Below are 16,758 nucleotides of genomic sequence, written 5' to 3' on the forward strand. Positions count from 1 at the left end.
CTCGGTGGAAACTTTCTCGGGATACCATCAGCCACATGGGGAGAAAGCTTCAAAACGGTGAGCGGCTCAGGCCGGTTGATCTGGCGCGCGGGCACGGTCTGTCGACCCAGGCGATCAGGAACTACGAGGAGGCCGGCATCCTTCCGGCCGCCGGTCGCACACCCCACGGCTACCGCACCTACACCCCGCTGCACGCGCAGGCCCTGCGCGCGTTCCTCGCCCTGGTGCCCGGCCACGGCCACCGGACAGCGGCGTCGATCATGCGGGCCGTCAACGAGGGCGCGGTCGACGAGGCGTTCCGCCTCATCGACGAGAGCCACGCCCAACTCCTCGACGACCGCGGGACCCTCCAGGCTGTGGAGAGCGCCCTGGGCGACCTGGACCCACCCACGGCGCCCGAGCCGACAACGGCGCCCGAGCCGACCGCGGTGTCCGAGCCGACCGCGGTGTCGTCGTCCGGAGCCACGTTCATCGGGCCGCTGGCAGGCAAGCTCGGAATCCGGCCCGCGACGCTGCGCAAATGGGAGCGCGCCGGGCTGGTGCACCCGCGCCGCGACCCGCTGACCGGGTACCGCGTCTACGACGAGGCCGATGTACGGGACGCCCGGCTGGCCCACCAGCTCAGGCGGGGCGGCTACCTGCTGGAGCAGATCGCCCCGCTGATCGCCCAAGTGCGGGCGGCCGGTGGACTGGAGCCGCTGGAGGCCGCACTGTGCGACTGGCGCGGCCGACTGTCAGCGCGCGGGCGGGCCATGCTGACCGGGGCCGCCGAGCTGGAGGCGTACCTCCGCAAGCGCGGATGAGCTTTCGGTTGCCGGCCGAAGAGAACGAGGGGCACCAACGGTTCCGTCTCGGCCGGCCCGTCCGCCGATGAAGGCAATGAAGGCACCCCAGCCCAGGCGACGGTACGAGAGTGACGCCGAACGGCACGAAGCACGCGCCCTCGGCCTCGACTGTCGTATGGGCAGTTGCCGCCTCAGCGCAGTAGCGCCCCGCGCAGCCTCAGGCCGTAGTGGATGCGCAAGCGGTGGAGTTCCCACAGGCCCACCGCGGTCACCGAGACCGGCGCTCCCACGAGCATGATCATCCGCACGGGCCCGGGAACGCCCGCGTAGGCGCCGGTGAACATGTCGACGAGCAGCATCTCCCACACCACGGTCATCGCGATCAACGGCGGCACGGTCTCGTGGATATCGGCGGTACGGAAGACATGCACGAGGGACATTGCGATGCCGTAGACCACAAAGGGCAGCACCCAGACGATGGTGATCACCGTGGCCGTATGCTCAACGATCGTCATCGGCAGATTGCCCGCGAAAAGTCCGTTCCCGAACCCCGTCAGCACCTGCAACGGGAAGAGGAACATGCCCGCGAATATCGCGACGATCGCGCCCAGCGGCCGGCCCGCTCGCCGCAGCAGTTCCCTGCGCTGTGCGGGCTCGGCGAGCGCGACCAGTATCCCGACGAGTACGGGGTAGGTGACCGACAACGCCAGAACGGTGATCCACGACTGGTTGAAGCGGTCTTTGGCCGCATCGCTCAAGTTTTCCGCGAGGCGGTACGAGAGAGACACCCAGCAGAAGGCGCCCAGACCCACCATGGTGCGGATCCTCTGGATGCGCCTCACCCCGGCGTCCTCGATCCGCCCGGGCCGCGACGGCAGAAAGACCCGCCTCCCCACGCCGATCGGTCCCACCGCGCGCCACGCTCGCGCGAGCGGCCCGGTCCGCCGCACCGGCACCGGGCGCGGGGGGTAGGGATACGGGGGTCGCGGATACGGGTAGTTGGGCGGCGGGGGCGGCGGGACGTACGGAGGGGGCGGTACAGGATGGTTGCGGTTTCCACCACGGGGCGGCTCCCCCCGCGGACCCCCTACGGCCATCTGCGTTGCTCCCTCGTTCAAGCTCGTTCAAGCCATGGCATCCACCAAGCGCGCCGCAAGGACGCATGCATGGGAGACACTTGACGGGTCGGAATGGTTGCGCAACCCACCGCGGGGCCGACGCGGATGCGGACGCAGCGCCTCGGCTCTCGCGGCGCGGCAAGATTCTCAACTTCCCCCGGCTGTGTCCACCTCTCCCCGGTGCTGACATCGAAGGTCACGCCACCAGCACCACACCCCGGCTCGGCATCTTCCCGCACCAACACACGCGCCTGCCGCACGATGTGCAAAACCAGCGCACACCGGACACATGAGGCACGCGCCGCTCTGTGGAAGTGCTCCCCGCCCGCCGAGGCGGCGAAAGCGATGGCCACCACCCACCTCAGTGACTTGAATGGGCGGATGAACATCCAAGCAGGGGGCAAGCGAGCCGCGGTCGGGGCGATGGTCGGGCTGGCGATCGGGGACGCGCTCGGCTTCCCCACCGAATTCAACGACGTTCCGCAGATCCTCGCCAAGTGCGGCCCCTGGCGGGTGATGGAGTTGCCCGAGCCCGCGTTCGTCACGGACGACACGCAGATGACCCTCGCCCTGGGCCGGGGGCTGCGTACCGCGGGGGAGCGGGGGCCGCTCGCGCCCGCCCGGGTCGTGCGGCCGGTCCGCGAGGAGTACGTCGACTGGTGGCGCTCGCCCGACAACAACCGGGCGCCGGGACGCACCTGCCTGGTGGCGTGCGAGCAGCTCAGTCATGAGAAGCGCCGCTGGCAGGAGGCCAGCCGGACCGGCTCCAAAGGGTGCGGCGCGAACATGCGGGTGGCGCCGGTCGGACTGATACCGGGGCTGCCGGAGGAAACCCGGTCGGGAGTGGCGCAGTTGCAGGCCGCGCTCACGCACGGGCACCCTACGGCGCTGGCCGCCAGCGACCTCACGGCACATGCGGTACGTCTGCTCGCGTACGGGGCGCGGCCGATCGAACTCGTGGGCATGCTGCGGGATTACGCGCGGAAGAACCGCTCCGTCTACCGGAAGTGGTGGCTGGGCGACCTGTGGGAGTTCGCACAGGATCACAGTGCGGCCGAGTTCACCGAGCGCGGGTGGGACGAGTGCCTTGCCGTCCTGGACCGGGTGGACGAGGCTCTGCGGGCACCCGACCGGGAGGTCGACCCGTGCACGCTCACGGGTGCGGGGTGGGTCGCCGAAGAAGCCTTGGCCACCGCTCTGCTGTGCTTCCTCCTCTTCCCCGACGAGCCGCTCACCGCCGTACGCCGGGCCGCCTGTACCTCCGGGGACTCCGACTCCATCGCCTGTCTGACCGGCGCCTTCGCGGGTGCACACCTGGGTGCGGACGCCTGGCCGAGCGCATGGGCGGAGCGGATCGAGTACCGCGACGAACTACTGGCCCTCGGGCACCTCTGGGACGCGGCATGATGCCCCTGTGCCCCACGTCGGGCGACGCAACGAGGAAAGGACTGGAACGGCACCCCCCAGCGCCTGACCGTCTGCCCTGGGCTAGTCGTCCTCGTCCTCGAAACTCCATCGGAAGTCGACCTTTGCGGTGGGGGCAACCGCACGCACGGTGTCATGAGACCCCTGCTCGATCTGGCCTGCCCAGCTGCCGAAGCCGGTGACGATGATTGGGTAATCGCTCCCCGCGAAGACGAGACCGGCCGACGGGTCCTCGCTGACCACCACGTCCCTTTCAAGATCGTGCTCGGTGAGGAACGCGGTCAGTGCCTCGGCGACACGTGCCGTCTCCTCTCCCGGCTGCAGATCGGAGACGTTGAGGCTGAGGCCAACAGATATCGACATGCGCTCAAGGTACCGACCGCCTCGCCGTGAGGTACACATGTTCGGTGACTACGCCGCCGTTCCCGCTTCGCAGCGTCGCTGAGCATGAGTTCATGCCCTGGGCCCGAATGATCGCCGATACCTATGGCATGGACCGTTCCGAGGAAGAACTGGCCGACCAGCGAGCCGCGACAGACCTTGGCCGCACGCTGGCCGTCTTCGACGAGGGCGTGCCGGTTGCCGGAGCCTCCGTCTACAGTCGGATGCTGACCGTGCCCGGCGGTGTCCTGCCCGTGGCGGGCGTCGCCTCTGTGGGCGTGGCCCCGACGCATCGCCGCCGCGGCATCCTCACCTCAATGATGCGCGCCCAGCTGACCGACCTGTACGAGCACCGGCGTGAGCCGATCGCCGTGCTCCGCCCCTCCGAGGCCGGGATCTACGGACGCTACGGCTACGGCCCCGCGACGCTCGGGAACCCGATGCATTGCGACCGACGTGCCCTGCACCTCCGTCCCCACACCGACTTCGGGGACGGCACCGTCCGACTGCAGCACGCCGATCAGGCCCGGCCCCTCCTCGAGGAGGTCTACGACCGGGCCCGCACCCAGGCTGTCGGCTGGCCCGACCGACAGGCTGCCCACTGGGCGGTGCGCCTCGCCGACTATCCGCACCGGCGCGGCGCAGCAACTTCGCTGCGCTTCGCGGTGCACCAGGAGAGCGACGGCCGCGCCACCGGCTATGTGCTCTATCGGCACAGCTCCGCGCCGGACGGACTCGGCGGCAGCGTCGGCGTGGTGCAGGTAGTGGAGATGGCAGCGCTCTCCCGCCAGGCGTACGCGGCGCTGTGGCGCTTCCTTGCCGGAATCGACCTGGTGACCTGGATCGACTACGAGGGAGCTGTCGACGAACCGCTGCCGCACCTGTTGACCGATCCGCGAGCAGTCAAGGCCGCACCGGTCGACCGCCTCTGGGTGCGTCCGGTCGATGTCGACCGGGCGCTGGCCGGCCGGAGTTACAGCCGCCCGCTCGACGTCGTCCTGGACGTGCAGGACGACTTCTGCCCGTGGAACGCCGGACGCCACCGGCTGCAGGCGGAGGGTCGGACCGCGGTCTGTGAGCCCACGACCGCCCCCGCCGATCTGCGTCTGACAGCAGCGGAGCTCGGTGCCGTATTCCTCGGCGGCACCACGCTGACCGCCCTCTCCGCCTCGGGGCGCGTCGAGGAACTACGGCCCGGCGCGCTCTCCCTCGCCTCGACGGCCTTCCGCGGCGAACGCGAGCCCTGGTACCCCGGCGGTTGGGCCTTTCCCCTCTGCTGAACAGCCGCTGCGGCGTACGTACGACGAGCAACTGCCGGGACTGCCCCGGAGATACGGCCGACCGGTGGACCGGAGCGGCTGCGGAGTCGGGTCCCGGTGGGTGAGGGGCAGTGATCGCGTCCGTGCGGCCTGAGCCTCCGGGTTACGGCGTGCTGGTGGGGGCTGTCGGCGGCCGGGGGAGGGCCTTGAGGATTTCGCCGTTGACCAGGAGGACGAGGCAGCCGCAGCCGCCGGTGCAGTATTCGACCTCGCCTTGGGAAGTGCGGTGATGCGACCGAAGTGTCCACCACCGCCTCTCCTCGGGGGTCGGCTGCTGGCAGACAGGGCAACGGTCGTCGTCCGACGGTGTGTCCGGGGAGGTGGGAGCCATGCCGCCAGCGTGGGGTCACTGTCTAGAGCAGTTCAACCATTACATCCTTCCTTGGACTTGTGCTTACGGCCCCCGGGCGCGCGGCACCCCGCAGCGCCCCGGGCAGCGCGGGCAATCGCCCTGCGCTCGCGGCCCGCATAATGCTGTAATTGTCTTATGCACTTCGACCCTTACGGTGGTGAGGCTGCCCGGCTGGCCGCGGACCTGGTGAACTTCACCGCTCCGCCACAGCCCCGGGATCTCGAACCACTGCTCGCCGCGCACGGAATCGTGCGTTCTGTGCTCACCGCGCGGCAGGCAGCGGAGATCTGGACATGGTGCCGGCGCCTGGCCGTCTGCTTCGGACCGCAGGATCTCGGCCGACGGTGCCAGGCGGTCAACGCGCTCCTCGCCGCAGCCTCCAGCACGCCCCACATCTCGCTCCACGACGGCAATCCCCATCTGCATTACAGCGCGGCCGACGCTGACACCGCCGCGCACATCCAGGCCGTCACCGCGGCCGGACTCGCCTACGTGGTGTGTTCCGCAGGCGCCGACCGGCTGGGGCGCTGCGCGCGCGGCGGCTGCGGTGTGGCGTTCGTCGACACCTCCCGCAACGGCCGGCGCACCTACTGCTCGGTGCGCTGCGCCAACAACGACGCCGTGGCCCGTCATCGCCGCCGGCACCACAGCACAGGCCACCCGCCGGCCACCCAAGAAGCCGAGTAGCCGCACTCGCTGCTCATTACCCCCGGGGTAATCGACCGCTCCGCCCTCCCACCGGCAGGATCGAGCACATCGACGGGGAACCCCCGCCGGAGTCCGGCCACAGCCGCGAGGAGAGTGCCATGTCCGTCAAGGCCACCGCCAGCACGGTGAGTTCAGCAGCCACCGCCAGTTCCGACGCCGAGGACACCCGGGCCGTCGTACAGGCGTTCCTTGCCGCCCGGGCGGACGGCGACATCGCGCGGCTCGTCGCGCTGTTCGCCGACGAGGTCGACTGGGTGCTCGCCGAAAACCCCGCCGCCCCGTGGATCCGCCCGCGGTCAACCGCCGCCGAATGTGCCGCCCAGCTGACGGAGTTGATGGAGCACACCGTGCCCGAGGATGCGCGCGCCTCCGTCGACACCATCCTCGTCGACGGCACCGACGCTGTCCTGACGGGGCACGTGTCGGGGACCGTACGCGCCACGGGAAAGTCATTCGAGGGCCCGTTCGCGCTGCGCCTCACCGTCGAGAACGGCCGGATCACCAGACACCACCTCTACGAGAACAGCCTGTCGATCGCCGAGGCATGCACCCCGTGAGGGCAGCGCGTGGCGGCCGCGCCTGAAGAGCAACGCCTGGTCCGGCTCCGGGCACATGGCCGCCGTCCACTCCACGGTGTACGGGAAGTCGGACAGCACCGGCCAGTGGGTGTCCAGGGCCGCAACGAGGCTGCTGTCGCCCGCCCGTGCGAGCTAGGATCGGGGCCATGCCTCTGACCATGGACGACGTGGACCGGTTCGAGGTCTTCAGGCCCCGCCTGGAGGCCATCGCCTACCGGCTCCTCGGCTCCGCGGTCGAGGCCGAGGACGCCGTGCAGGAGACGTTCCTGCGTTGGCAGAGCGCTGACGTCGAACGTATCGAGGTCCCCGAGGCGTGGCTGACGAAGGTCCTCACCAACCTGTGCCGCAATCAGCTCACCTCGGCCCGTGCGCGGCGCGAGACCTATGTGGGCCAATGGCTCCCCGAGCCGCTGCTCGCCGGAGACCCGATGCTCGGCCCGGCCGACACCGCCGAGCAACGTGACTCCGTCTCGTACGCGGTCCTCACTCTCCTGGAGCGCCTGTCCCCCAACGAGCGGGCGGTGTACGTGTTGCGGGAGGCATTCGACTACCCGCACCGGGAGATCGCCGAGATCCTCGACGTCAGCGAGGCCGCCAGCCAGCAGATTTTCCACCGCGCCAAGAAACACGTCGCGGACGGCAAGGCCCGCACCGAGATCGACGAGGCCGCGGCCCGGCGGGTCGTCGAGGAGTTTCTCGCGGCCGCCACCAGCGGCCGGACCGAGCCGCTCGTGCGGCTGCTCACCGAGAACGCCGTCGTCATCGGCGACGGCGGCGGGAAGGTCCCGGCCCGTGCCAAGGCGTTCGAAGGCGCCCTCGCCGTCGCGAAGTTCCTGCGGGGCCTGTTCAAACCCAGCGAGGCCAAGCGCGCCATCCTCGGCGGCTCACCCGAGATCTACGCCTCGATCGCCAACGGCGACCCCGCCATCGTTGCGGTGGTCGACGGCCGGGTCGTCGGGGTCATGTGTCTGGAAGTCGACGCCGAGGGCATCGCCGCGTTCCGCAACCAGGTCAACCCCGACAAGCTCGCACGCGCGACCGAGCGGTGGGCGGCCGACGAGCACGGGGAGCCCCTGCTCAACGCCTTCTGATCCAGATGTGAGGTGCTTCACACCGCGTTCCTGTCAGGAAACGGCGGGCCGCCCGGTTCAAGGGGCGGAACCGCGTCGTACAGGAGCAAGGAACAGGAGCAACAAATGCAGCACCGCATCATCGTCCTCGGAGCCGGGTACGCCGGAGCCATCGCAGCCGGGCGTCTCGCCAAGCGGCTGCACCACGAAGACGTCGCCATCACCCTCGTCAACGCCGAGCCCGACTTCGTCGAGCGCGTCCGGATGCACCAGCTGGCGGTCGGCCAGGAGCTCAAGCCCAGGCTGTTCAACGACATGTTCGCGGGCACCGGCGTCGTATTGAAGCTCGCGAAGGTCACCGGCGTCGACATCGACCGCAGGACCGTCGCCGTCCTCGACGCCGACGACGGCGCCGAGGAACTGAAATACGACACCCTCGTGTACGCCCTCGGCAGCGGCTGGAACGACCAGGGAGTTCCCGGCACGGCCGAGCACGCCTACGAGATCGCCGGCCGCCCCGGTGCGCTGCGGCTCCGCACACGCCTGGCCCGCCTGGACGCCGGACAGCCCGTGGTCGTCGTCGGCGGCGGCCTCACCGGCCTGGAGGCCGCGACCGAGATCGCCGAGGCCCGCCCTGACCTCGACGTCGCCCTGGTCGCCCGCGGTGGTCTCGGTGACTGGCTCTCGCCCAAAGGCTGTCAGCACCTGCGGAAAGTCTTCGACAAGCTCGGAATCACCGTGCACGAGCACACCGCCGTCACCGGCGTCGAGGCCGACCGTGTCGCCACCGACGGCAGCAAGTCCGTCCCGTCCTCGGTCACCGTGTGGACCACCGGCTTCGCGGTCCACCAGATCGCGAAGGCCACTGCCCTGGAGGTCACCGGCACGGGCCAGATCGTGGTCGACGGGACCATGTGCTCGGTCTCGCACCCGGATGTGTACGCCATCGGCGACGCGGCGATGGTGATGGGCCCCGGCGACAAGCCGCTGCGCATGTCGTGCGCCTCGGGCATCCCCATCGCGTGGCAGGCCGCCGACTCCATCGCGGCTCGGCTGACCGGCGGGAAACTCCCGAACGCGCCGCTCCGCTACTTCAACCAGTGCATCTCGCTGGGCCGCAGGGAAGGTCTGATCCAGTACGTCACCGCGGACGACCGTGCCGTCCGGGCTGCCCTGACCGGCCGGATCGCCGCCCTCTACAAGGAACTGGTCTGCAAGGGCGCGGCCTGGGGCGTCGCCAACCCGACGCTCGGAATGCCCATCCGGCGCCGCCGCGTCGTGCAGGAGCGCGCTCAGGCAGGCTCGGCCGTCAGGGCGCAGGTCTAGGCCGCTCCCTTCGGAGCAGCTCCCGGGCCGAACGAAGTTGCCTGCGGTGCCCCTTCGGCTGGGACACGCTCAACAACAACCACCACCGCATCAATCTCGGCGAGCCGGGGCTGCTCCTCTCGAACGGCGCAGTCAGGGCCGGGCTCGGCGCGGAGGTGGAAGTTGCGGCAGCAGCTCCCACAGGGGCCAGGGCCCGGCTGCCCATCGGGCGAGCAGCTGCCGGTCGACCAGGTGGATCCGCTGGGCGGCACCGAAAGGTGCCGCGTCCCGGGTGAAGCGGCCGTTGGTCAGCATGACCACCACGTCGGCGCCGTGCACCGGCCGTGCGGTGCCGTTGAGTCGTTGCAGGTCGGGGGTGCCCACCGCCGACCCGTTGAGGCCGTTGCGGCGATGCTTGCACTGGATCACCCACCGCAGTCCCGCCGGGTCGGTCGCTATCACGTCGGCGCCCTGGTCGCCGCGTCCACCGGTGCGGGCCGCATCCGGGCAGCCGTCCCGCACCATCAGATCCCGTACGGCATGTTCGAACTGCGCATGGTGCAGCGTGTCCAACTGCACCAGTTGGTAGCGCAGCTCGCGCTGCTGTGCCTCCTGCCACTGCCGACGCTGCTGCGCCCGCCGCCACCACACCACCCCGGCCCCCGCCGCGAGCGCAGCCAACACCACCAGCACCACCCAGTGGGCGAGCAGCCACTTCACGAGTGCGACCACAAGGCCGACACCGGCGAGCACCGCTATCACCGTCAGCAATTGCTCAGCGTCCCGGCCATGGCTGCTACGGCGACGCCGTCGCCGTAGCCGGGAAACGGGAACCCGTCGGACGGGCCGACGGCCGCTCATCGTGTCGGCCCCGACGCCGCTGACACCGCTGACGCCGCTGACACCGCTGACGCCGCCGTGGACAACGGACGGCAACCGGCCCGGCCAGGGCGACGCTGCCGGACAGTCGGCCCTCTTGTCGCCCCGCCGTGTGCTGCCACCCACGATGCCGTGCTGCCCGTACTCACATATCCCTCCCGCTGTCCGTCCGCTGCAAGCCCGTCCGCCCGATCAACAACCAGTTCACCAGAGAGCACTGACAACCCGTCATGAGAATCGGGAGGATCACAGGTCCGCGCGGGAGAGGCTGTCAACAAGTTGCGTGGTCACGCGCAGGATGCCCTGACCAAGATCCGTCGGGGCGATCAGAATCCCGAGTACCAGGACGATGGCCACGCCGAGCTTCTCATCGAAGCGGCTCCTGGCCTGAGTACGGCGTCGGAGCCGTACAACGACGATGAACGCCAGCAGAACTGCCACATTGATGGTCAGCAACCGTCCCCCTCGCCTCCCGGATCGCTACGGCACACCCGGCTGGTCAAGTCCCCTCCCGGACCGTGGTGGTGCCGTCCACTCGTCCTGTCCATGCCCCAACGCGAAGCGCGACAGGCGACCTTCGGAGCGGTTGGCGGAAAAGGCTCTCTCGTCCCGAGGGCTGACGGTACGGAGGGCCACGGTTTTCACCGCTCTGTTGCTTCACGCCACGGCGTGAAGCAACAGCCGCAGGTGTCCGGGACAGCCCGCCCCCACCTGAGCACGCCGGCCTCACACGTCTCCGCGGTGAACGCGCTTTGCCATCACCTGGGGGCACCGTTCTTCCGTCGTCCGCGACGGGCGGGAGGAATAGTCAAGACCTGTGGATTCGATGTGGTCAGCGGTAGCGCGGGAGTCCGCCGAGGTCCGGAAGCTCGTCCTCGAAGTCGCAGGCGGCAACGGCGTCGAGGCCGCGGTTCCAGATTGCTTTGAGCACGCGTGACACTGCTTCGACGAGGATGGGATCGGGGTCGTCGGCTTCCGCCTCGATCGTGAAAGGCCACCCGATGAAGTCTTCGGCCAACCCGTCGTCCGGGTTGTGCTGGATCTCGAAGACCATCCGGCCTGATCGGATCGTGTAGTGATCGTCGGCGAAGGCTCCGAGAGTTGCCGCGACGAGCGCGGTCACAGACTCGCGATGGCCGCCTCGCACATAGATCTGGCAGTCTCCGTAGTCCTTTGCCGTGTTCACGCGGTCTGCTCCTGTCGCTCGACCAGGATGCCGTTCTCGAACCGGGCCCCCGTGCGAACCAGAGGGACCAGATGGGCGCCGGTGATCGCGCGCCAGCATGTCTGGGCCGACTCGACGAGCTTGAACACCATCGCCAGTGCGGCGGCTGGGCTGCCGGCACCGCGGGTGACCTTGGTGCGGAGCTTGACCGTGGAGAACGTCGACTCGATGGGATTCGTGGTCCGCAGGTGGATCCAGTGCTCGGCAGGGAAGTCGTAGAACGCCAGCAGTTCCTCAGCGTCGTCGGCGATCTTCGCGACGGCCTTGGGCCACTTTGCGCCATAGGTCTTCGCGAACGCTTCGATCGCCTTCTCGGCGTGGGTGCGGTCCTCGGCGTTGTAGATCCCCTGTATCGCCTTCGTCGCGCCGGGCTGCGCGGACTTGGGCAAGCAATTCGTGATACTGCGGGCCTTGTGGACCCAGCACCATTGGTGCCGGGCGTCCGGGAAAATCTCGGCCAGGGCCTTCCACAAGCCCCTCGCTCCATCGCCGACGACCAGCTCGGGGTCGCGCATGCCGCGGCGGCGGCAGTCGCGCAGCAGATCAGCCCACGACTCGGTGGACTCGCGCAGGCCCTCGGCCAGGGTGATCAGCTCTTTCGTACCGTCGAGGCGGACCCCGAGCAGGACCAGGACGCAGGAGTGAGCCTGCCCGAGCCGGACCTTCGGGTGCACCCCGTCAGCCCACACGTAGACGTAGTCGCGGTCGGACAGTTCGCGCCGCTGGAAGGCGGCGTGGTCGTCGCTCCACTGCCTGGTCAGCCGGGTGACGGTGGCCGGGGACAGTCCGGCCGCTCGGCCGAGGAACTGCTCAAGCGCGGGTACGAAGTCGCCGGAGGACAGGCCGTGCAGGTAAAGCAGCGGCAGTACCTCGGAGATTTTCGGCGACTTGCGGCACCACGGAGGAAGGATCTTCGAGGAGAACCGCCTGCGCACACCGGTGGCCTCGTCGACGCGCCAGTCGTTCACTCGCGGGGCCCTGACCTCCACCGGTCCCCGGCCGCAGTGACCACAGTCCGGGGTCGGTGGTGGCCGTTGCGGACCACGAGACGCCGGTCGGCCTCGTCGGTCTTGTCCGTCAACTCGGCTATGTGCTGATTGACTTCCGCTTCCAGCGCGGCGGCGAGCATGCGGCGGGCGCCTTCGCGCACGATCTCGTCGATCAGGGAGCCGGACTGGGTGGAGCCGTCGTCGGTGACTACGCTGAGCACGGGCGTGCCTTCCCGACCCGCGCTACGAACGCGGGCCTATTCGGTGACCATCACAGGATCATTCGGGAAGGTACGCCTTCTGTGTTCCTCCCGTGACCGATCCACAGGTCTTGAGCATTGCTCCGGGCGGCGGGGGGACGGATGAGCCACTGCTGCGACCACCGTCCCCCGCACACGAAATATCACCCGCCCCGCCAAGAGCCACCCGCCAAGAGCCACCCCCCGAGAGCCATCGGAAACGGCCTCGACGGGGCCATTACCGGGCGGCGCTTCGGATTCTGTTCGCCGGGCCCGTGCGGGGGACTTTCGGCTCTCGCCGAAAGTCCTGGCCCGCCCCCGGGATTGCCGTGCATCCTGCTTCTGCCGCGTCCGTTGCGGAATCCCGAGACGCGGGGGGCGTGCCGGCCTCGACCTGCGGCACGACAAAAGGGGGAACCACTGAATGCGCACATCACGAAACGCGGCGACTTTCGCTTGCGCCGTACTGGTCGCGAGTGGCGGTCTGACCGCAAGCGCCACCACCGCCTACGCCGGGGGCCTTCCGGAACGGGCGGCGCGGATTGCGTCGACCACATGTGAAGAATTCCGGGAGCCGTACGCGAGGTGCGAATCACCTTCGAAGGGCCGCACGCAAGGGGCCTACATCGACAAGGGCGACAAGGTCGATATCGTCGACCGCTACCTGAACGGCCGGTCGACGAAGGTGGTGCTCCACGTCAAGGGGAGCGGAAAGGCGTACTTCTCCAGCAAGGGCCAGCAGCACAGGGTCGTCGGAAACAGCTACACCGAAGGCAAGAAGGTCCGCATCAAGGTATGCACCTCGTTCAGCAAGAAGGCAAAGTGCTCTGACTGGAGCGGCTGGGGGACCACGTGAAGCACCGCATGCACGCACACGAGAAGGCCATCGCAGCCGCCTGCGCCCTGGCCATCACGACAGGGGGCCTGGCTGCTGCCGCGGGAACAGCCTCTGCCGACACGCCCGCATCCCGAGGCACCGCTTCGGTATCACTCGCGGAAACGAAGAAGACGGACTGTTACACCCGCGCGTCGTCGGACATCACCGCCGGATGCGCCTCCTCCAAGAAGAACCGGACGTTTGCCTGGTTCGATACTGACGGAGACGACATCGGCATCGTGGATCACTACCGGAACGGGCGGTCCACGAAAGTCAAGCTCAAAGTCGAGGGATACAAGGTCAGGAATTACAGCAGTAAGCGCAAGAGCTTGAGGGTCGTCGACGCGAACTTCAAGGAGAGCAGGATGGTACGCATCAAGGTGTGCACCTCGTTCAGCAAGAAGGCCAAGTGTTCCGGTTGGAGCAAATGGGACTGGACCTGATCGCGGAACGCGAGGAAATTCCGCGAGATCCTGCTGACAGGAGACACCACTCATGAACGTACACGTACACAGGAACCGGATCGCATCGGCCTGTGCGGTCGTACTCATCGCGCCCGCACTCGCGGCGATGCCCGCGGTTGCGGATTCCGGCAGCGGGGCTCCGCAAGCGAGGAAGACCACATGCGACACCGTGATGGTCGAGCCGGCCGCGTACTGCCGCACCTCGGCGAAGAACGTGACGCAAGTGACCTACTACGACAAGGGCGACAAGATCGATATCCTCGACAAGTACAACAATGATCGCTGGACAAAGGCGATCGTCCATGTCAAAGGTCACTCGAAGAAGAAGTTCAGCAGCAAGGGAAAGAAGCACCGCGTCGTGGAAGGACACTATCCCGAAGACCGGTCGATCCGCGTAAAGGTCTGCACCTCGTGGACGAAGAAGGCCAAGTGCAGCGGCTGGTCGCGCTACTTCGCGACCTGAGAGCACGAACGAGCCGAGCGGACGCGGTCACCCGCGATTCCGGGTGACCGCAGGCTCAATGGGCCTACCCGGCCGCCGGCCTCCACGCTGACCCGAACCTGTCTGTCCACAAGAGCGGGCATGTCCCACAGCGTCCCCCAGGGGCAGCGGACACCGTGCAAGGTCGGGTCCGTGGAGACAGGGCAGGCAGATCGTCAGGTGGCCGCAGGTCGAGTCCGGCACCACGGTTCACCAATCGGCATGCTGTGCTCTGCCCCAAGTCGAGCTGATGCCGTCCGCAGTGGTCGTAGGTGATCAACGTCATGGGCTTGATGAACCGGTGGAGGCCGATCCATTCGCGCGGACCGAAGTGGTCAGCGCCCGGCCTGGTCGCGGTATTCCAGTCTCCGGCCTCGGAGACTAGCGCTGCTCAGGTGTGCCCTCGCTCGCGAGCATTCGCTGCCTGCGGATCTCGCGGCTCTTCTTCGGGAGAGGAACGGCACCGAGTGAACTACGAGTCGTCATCCAGTGCGAAGCGGATGTACCGTTCCGCGGAACGACGCACCGCAGCTGCTCCATCGGCAGTAACCACCCGTCCCCAGAACGCTCCATAGATGCGTTCGAAGTTGAACGGTTCGACCAACGCGAGCGCGCGGCGGATGGTGCGCGGTCGCTCCGGAATGAAGTTGGGAATGCTGTACATGAAGCTGACCCACCGCCGGTCCATCACCACCATGAAGATGTCGCCGCTGAACAGCGCACCGCGTCCCTCAGGGTCATCACCCCAGTGCAGTACGGTGCCGCCGGCGAAGTGCGTGCCCGCGTTGATCAGCGTCATGCCGGGCGCGATCCGGTGGGTGTCACCCGTCCAGTACTCGATCAGCGGGTCGGGCCGTCCCACCCAGTCACGGTCCGCTGCGTGTACGTACACCGGGGCGTCGAAGGTCCGCGCCCACTCGGTCATCACACCGTAGAAGTGCGGATGGCTGACGGCGATCGCACTGATCCCGCCCAGTTTCTCGATCTCGGCGGCCAGATCGTCATCCAGGTAGCCCACGCAATCCCACAGCACATTGCCGGACGGTGAGCGGATCAGCAGCGCTCGCTGGCCGACGGCCACCGACGGCACGGCACCGACCCCGATCACACCGGGGCCCTCCTCTTCGACCCGACCGCGATGGCCACCGGCGCGCAACTCGTCCAGGCTCGTCCACTGTTGGCCTTCCCAGCCGACGTACTGCCGCTCGTCCTGGCAGATCGGGCAATCAGTGCGCGGCGCCTCATACTGCACACCGCAGGTGCAGCAGATCGGAAGCTGTGTACCGGCAACGGATGCGAACGGTTTCGAAGACGACACCAGAGCTTTCTCCTTCGATGAATCTCACCACTGGACGATGCTCGCAACTGCCACTGCAGGGACCTGCCTGACGCCGGCCCGGGGTGGAGCCACGGTCGGACCAGCGAGGCGGTGTCTTGAGGTGTAGGCGCGACCCTTTGCTGTATAGCCAGGAGGCAATTTAGGCGTTTGGCAATATAGGCAAGTGACGAATAAGATGTCAACGTGGAAAACGCAGAGGTCAGGAACGCGGAGGCCCGGTGGGCCGAGATGTTTCGGGCGCTGGGTCATCCGGTGCGGCTGGGCATCATGCGACGGCTGGCGGCAGAGCCTGAGACCTGCGCATGCGACTTCACCGACGTATTCGGCCTGAAGCAGCCCACCATCAGTCAGCACCTCAAGGTGCTACGCGAGGCCGACCTGGTCATCACGCACCGTCGCGGCACCCAGATCTGCTACTCGGTGCACCCCGACGCGCTCCACGAACTCACCGCCACCCTGGGCGCGCTCACGCCCCAGCCTGCCGACGCGACTGCTTCACGGGCAAGCTGGTGACCTGACCTGAGTCAGAGATACTTCGTCAGGTCTGCGCCCGGGAGACGGGCACCCAGCACCCCTAAGACCGCGTCGGCACGGATGAGGAGCACTGCCAGTGGCCAGCGACGATCGCATAGGACCGCCCACGTTCGGAAGTGAACGCGAGATGTTGCGGGCCTTCCTCGACTACCACCGCGCGACCCTCGCCATGAAGTGCGAAGGGCTTGCCGACGAGGAGCTGCGGCAGCAATCGATGCCGCCGTCCACGCTTTCGCTGCTCGGCCTGGTGCGTCACATGGCGGAGGTGGAGCGTGCTTGGTTCCGTCGAGTGTTCGAGGACAACGACGCGCCCATGGTGTGGTCCGAAGAGATCGACTTCCAGGCGGCGTACGACGCGAGCGCGTCGACCAGGGATGAGACGTTCGCAGCTTGGGAGGCAGAGGTGGAGAACTCGCGCCGTATCGAGCGGGAGGCCGAGTCCCTGGACCAGCCCGGGTATCAGCCACGATGGGGCAAGGAAGTATCGCTGCGGATGGTGATGGTGCATGTGCTCCTGGAGTACGGCCGCCACAACGGGCACGCAGATTTTCTGCGCGAAGGCGTCGACGGGACCGTTGGCGCCTGAATCCACACGAGCCACCGATCCCCAAATGCTGACCCGTTCCAGAAATCCGCGCGTCTGGAATTGAGTGAACCCCCATGCCGCGCCGGACAGTACGAGAGATGGAC

The 16,758-nt window shown here is 68.1% G+C and carries 18 protein-coding genes and 1 pseudogene; 12 read left to right on the top strand and 7 right to left on the bottom strand.

Annotated elements, in window-relative coordinates:
- The first annotated feature begins 35 nt into the window (after positions 1–35).
- Complete coding sequence (locus tag ACTWP9_RS11175) at positions 36–803, top strand: TioE family transcriptional regulator (protein WP_443245890.1); 768 nt, start codon at positions 36–38, stop codon at positions 801–803.
- Positions 804–976: 173 nt separating this feature from the next.
- On the opposite strand, the gene ACTWP9_RS11180 is transcribed toward ACTWP9_RS11175, so the two are convergent.
- The gene (locus ACTWP9_RS11180; RefSeq protein WP_443245891.1) at positions 977–1,627 is read right to left on the bottom strand and encodes a hypothetical protein; all 651 of its coding nucleotides are present in this window, start codon (positions 1,625–1,627) and stop codon (positions 977–979) included.
- A 657-nt stretch (positions 1,628–2,284) separates the two neighbouring features.
- Between ACTWP9_RS11180 and ACTWP9_RS11185 the strand changes: the two genes are divergently transcribed.
- Positions 2,285–3,310 (top strand): ADP-ribosylglycohydrolase family protein, encoded by a 1,026-nt coding sequence (locus ACTWP9_RS11185; RefSeq protein WP_443245892.1) that lies wholly within the window; start codon positions 2,285–2,287, stop codon positions 3,308–3,310.
- An 81-nt stretch (positions 3,311–3,391) separates the two neighbouring features.
- Here the strand turns inward: ACTWP9_RS11185 and ACTWP9_RS11190 are convergent, their stop codons facing one another.
- Positions 3,392–3,691 carry a hypothetical protein gene (locus ACTWP9_RS11190; RefSeq protein WP_443245893.1) on the bottom strand — a complete coding sequence of 100 codons (300 nt, stop codon included), beginning with the start codon at positions 3,689–3,691 and terminating at the stop codon, positions 3,392–3,394.
- A gap of 44 nt (positions 3,692–3,735) precedes the next feature.
- On the opposite strand from ACTWP9_RS11190, the gene ACTWP9_RS11195 reads away from it, so the two are divergent.
- From ACTWP9_RS11195 to ACTWP9_RS11215, 5 genes are all read left to right on the top strand, one after another.
- Positions 3,736–4,989, top strand: a complete 1,254-nt coding sequence (locus tag ACTWP9_RS11195) for a GNAT family N-acetyltransferase (RefSeq protein ID WP_443245894.1) — start codon at positions 3,736–3,738, stop codon at positions 4,987–4,989.
- A 526-nt stretch (positions 4,990–5,515) separates the two neighbouring features.
- Positions 5,516–6,067 carry a CGNR zinc finger domain-containing protein gene (locus ACTWP9_RS11200; RefSeq protein WP_443245895.1) on the top strand — a complete coding sequence of 184 codons (552 nt, stop codon included), beginning with the start codon at positions 5,516–5,518 and terminating at the stop codon, positions 6,065–6,067.
- A gap of 119 nt (positions 6,068–6,186) precedes the next feature.
- Positions 6,187–6,645 (top strand): nuclear transport factor 2 family protein, encoded by a 459-nt coding sequence (locus ACTWP9_RS11205; RefSeq protein WP_443245896.1) that lies wholly within the window; start codon positions 6,187–6,189, stop codon positions 6,643–6,645.
- A gap of 167 nt (positions 6,646–6,812) precedes the next feature.
- Positions 6,813–7,757: an RNA polymerase sigma-70 factor gene (locus tag ACTWP9_RS11210; RefSeq protein WP_443245897.1), complete on the top strand. Its 945-nt coding sequence runs from the start codon at positions 6,813–6,815 to the stop codon at positions 7,755–7,757.
- 105 nt (positions 7,758–7,862) lie between these two features.
- Complete coding sequence (locus tag ACTWP9_RS11215; RefSeq protein ID WP_443245898.1) at positions 7,863–9,062, top strand: NAD(P)/FAD-dependent oxidoreductase; 1,200 nt, start codon at positions 7,863–7,865, stop codon at positions 9,060–9,062.
- Positions 9,063–9,194: 132 nt separating this feature from the next.
- Here the strand turns inward: ACTWP9_RS11215 and ACTWP9_RS11220 are convergent, their stop codons facing one another.
- The 4 genes and pseudogenes from ACTWP9_RS11220 to ACTWP9_RS11235 all read right to left on the bottom strand — a co-directional run bounded on the left by ACTWP9_RS11220 (position 9,195) and on the right by ACTWP9_RS11235 (position 12,355).
- Positions 9,195–9,902, bottom strand: coding sequence for a restriction endonuclease (locus tag ACTWP9_RS11220; protein ID WP_443245959.1), 708 nt, complete (start codon positions 9,900–9,902; stop codon positions 9,195–9,197).
- Between the two features lie 264 nt (positions 9,903–10,166).
- Positions 10,167–10,376 carry a hypothetical protein gene (locus tag ACTWP9_RS11225; RefSeq protein WP_443245899.1) on the bottom strand — a complete coding sequence of 70 codons (210 nt, stop codon included), beginning with the start codon at positions 10,374–10,376 and terminating at the stop codon, positions 10,167–10,169.
- Between the two features lie 376 nt (positions 10,377–10,752).
- Positions 10,753–11,106 (bottom strand): hypothetical protein, encoded by a 354-nt coding sequence (locus tag ACTWP9_RS11230; protein ID WP_443245900.1) that lies wholly within the window; start codon positions 11,104–11,106, stop codon positions 10,753–10,755.
- A pseudogene (locus ACTWP9_RS11235) lies at positions 11,103–12,355 on the bottom strand (IS256 family transposase). Before ACTWP9_RS11235 ends, ACTWP9_RS11230 begins: the two are co-directional and overlap by 4 nt.
- Before the next feature lie 442 nt (positions 12,356–12,797).
- On the opposite strand from ACTWP9_RS11235, the gene ACTWP9_RS11240 reads away from it, so the two are divergent.
- Genes ACTWP9_RS11240 through ACTWP9_RS11250 form a run of 3 tightly spaced genes read left to right on the top strand, consistent with a single transcriptional unit; the run spans position 12,798 to position 14,177 of the window.
- Positions 12,798–13,229 (top strand): hypothetical protein, encoded by a 432-nt coding sequence (locus tag ACTWP9_RS11240; RefSeq protein WP_443245901.1) that lies wholly within the window; start codon positions 12,798–12,800, stop codon positions 13,227–13,229.
- Between the two features lie 8 nt (positions 13,230–13,237).
- A complete protein-coding gene (locus tag ACTWP9_RS11245) occupies positions 13,238–13,693 on the top strand; it encodes a hypothetical protein (protein ID WP_443245902.1) in 456 nt (151 codons plus the stop codon).
- A 52-nt stretch (positions 13,694–13,745) separates the two neighbouring features.
- Positions 13,746–14,177, top strand: a complete 432-nt coding sequence (locus tag ACTWP9_RS11250) for a hypothetical protein (protein WP_443245903.1) — start codon at positions 13,746–13,748, stop codon at positions 14,175–14,177.
- 490 nt (positions 14,178–14,667) lie between these two features.
- On the opposite strand, the gene ACTWP9_RS11255 is transcribed toward ACTWP9_RS11250, so the two are convergent.
- A complete protein-coding gene (locus ACTWP9_RS11255) occupies positions 14,668–15,351 on the bottom strand; it encodes an MBL fold metallo-hydrolase (protein ID WP_443245904.1) in 684 nt (227 codons plus the stop codon).
- 366 nt (positions 15,352–15,717) lie between these two features.
- Here ACTWP9_RS11255 and ACTWP9_RS11260 point away from each other — a divergent pair, with 366 nt between their 5' ends.
- Together ACTWP9_RS11260 and ACTWP9_RS11265 are read left to right on the top strand one after the other, a co-directional pair.
- Complete coding sequence (locus tag ACTWP9_RS11260; RefSeq protein WP_443245905.1) at positions 15,718–16,047, top strand: ArsR/SmtB family transcription factor; 330 nt, start codon at positions 15,718–15,720, stop codon at positions 16,045–16,047.
- Positions 16,048–16,144: 97 nt separating this feature from the next.
- A complete protein-coding gene (locus tag ACTWP9_RS11265; RefSeq protein WP_443245906.1) occupies positions 16,145–16,654 on the top strand; it encodes a DinB family protein in 510 nt (169 codons plus the stop codon).
- The last annotated feature ends 104 nt before the right edge of the window (positions 16,655–16,758 follow it).

The organism is Streptomyces sp. 3N207 (assembly GCF_052246355.1).
Lineage (GTDB): Bacteria > Actinomycetota > Actinomycetes > Streptomycetales > Streptomycetaceae > Streptomyces.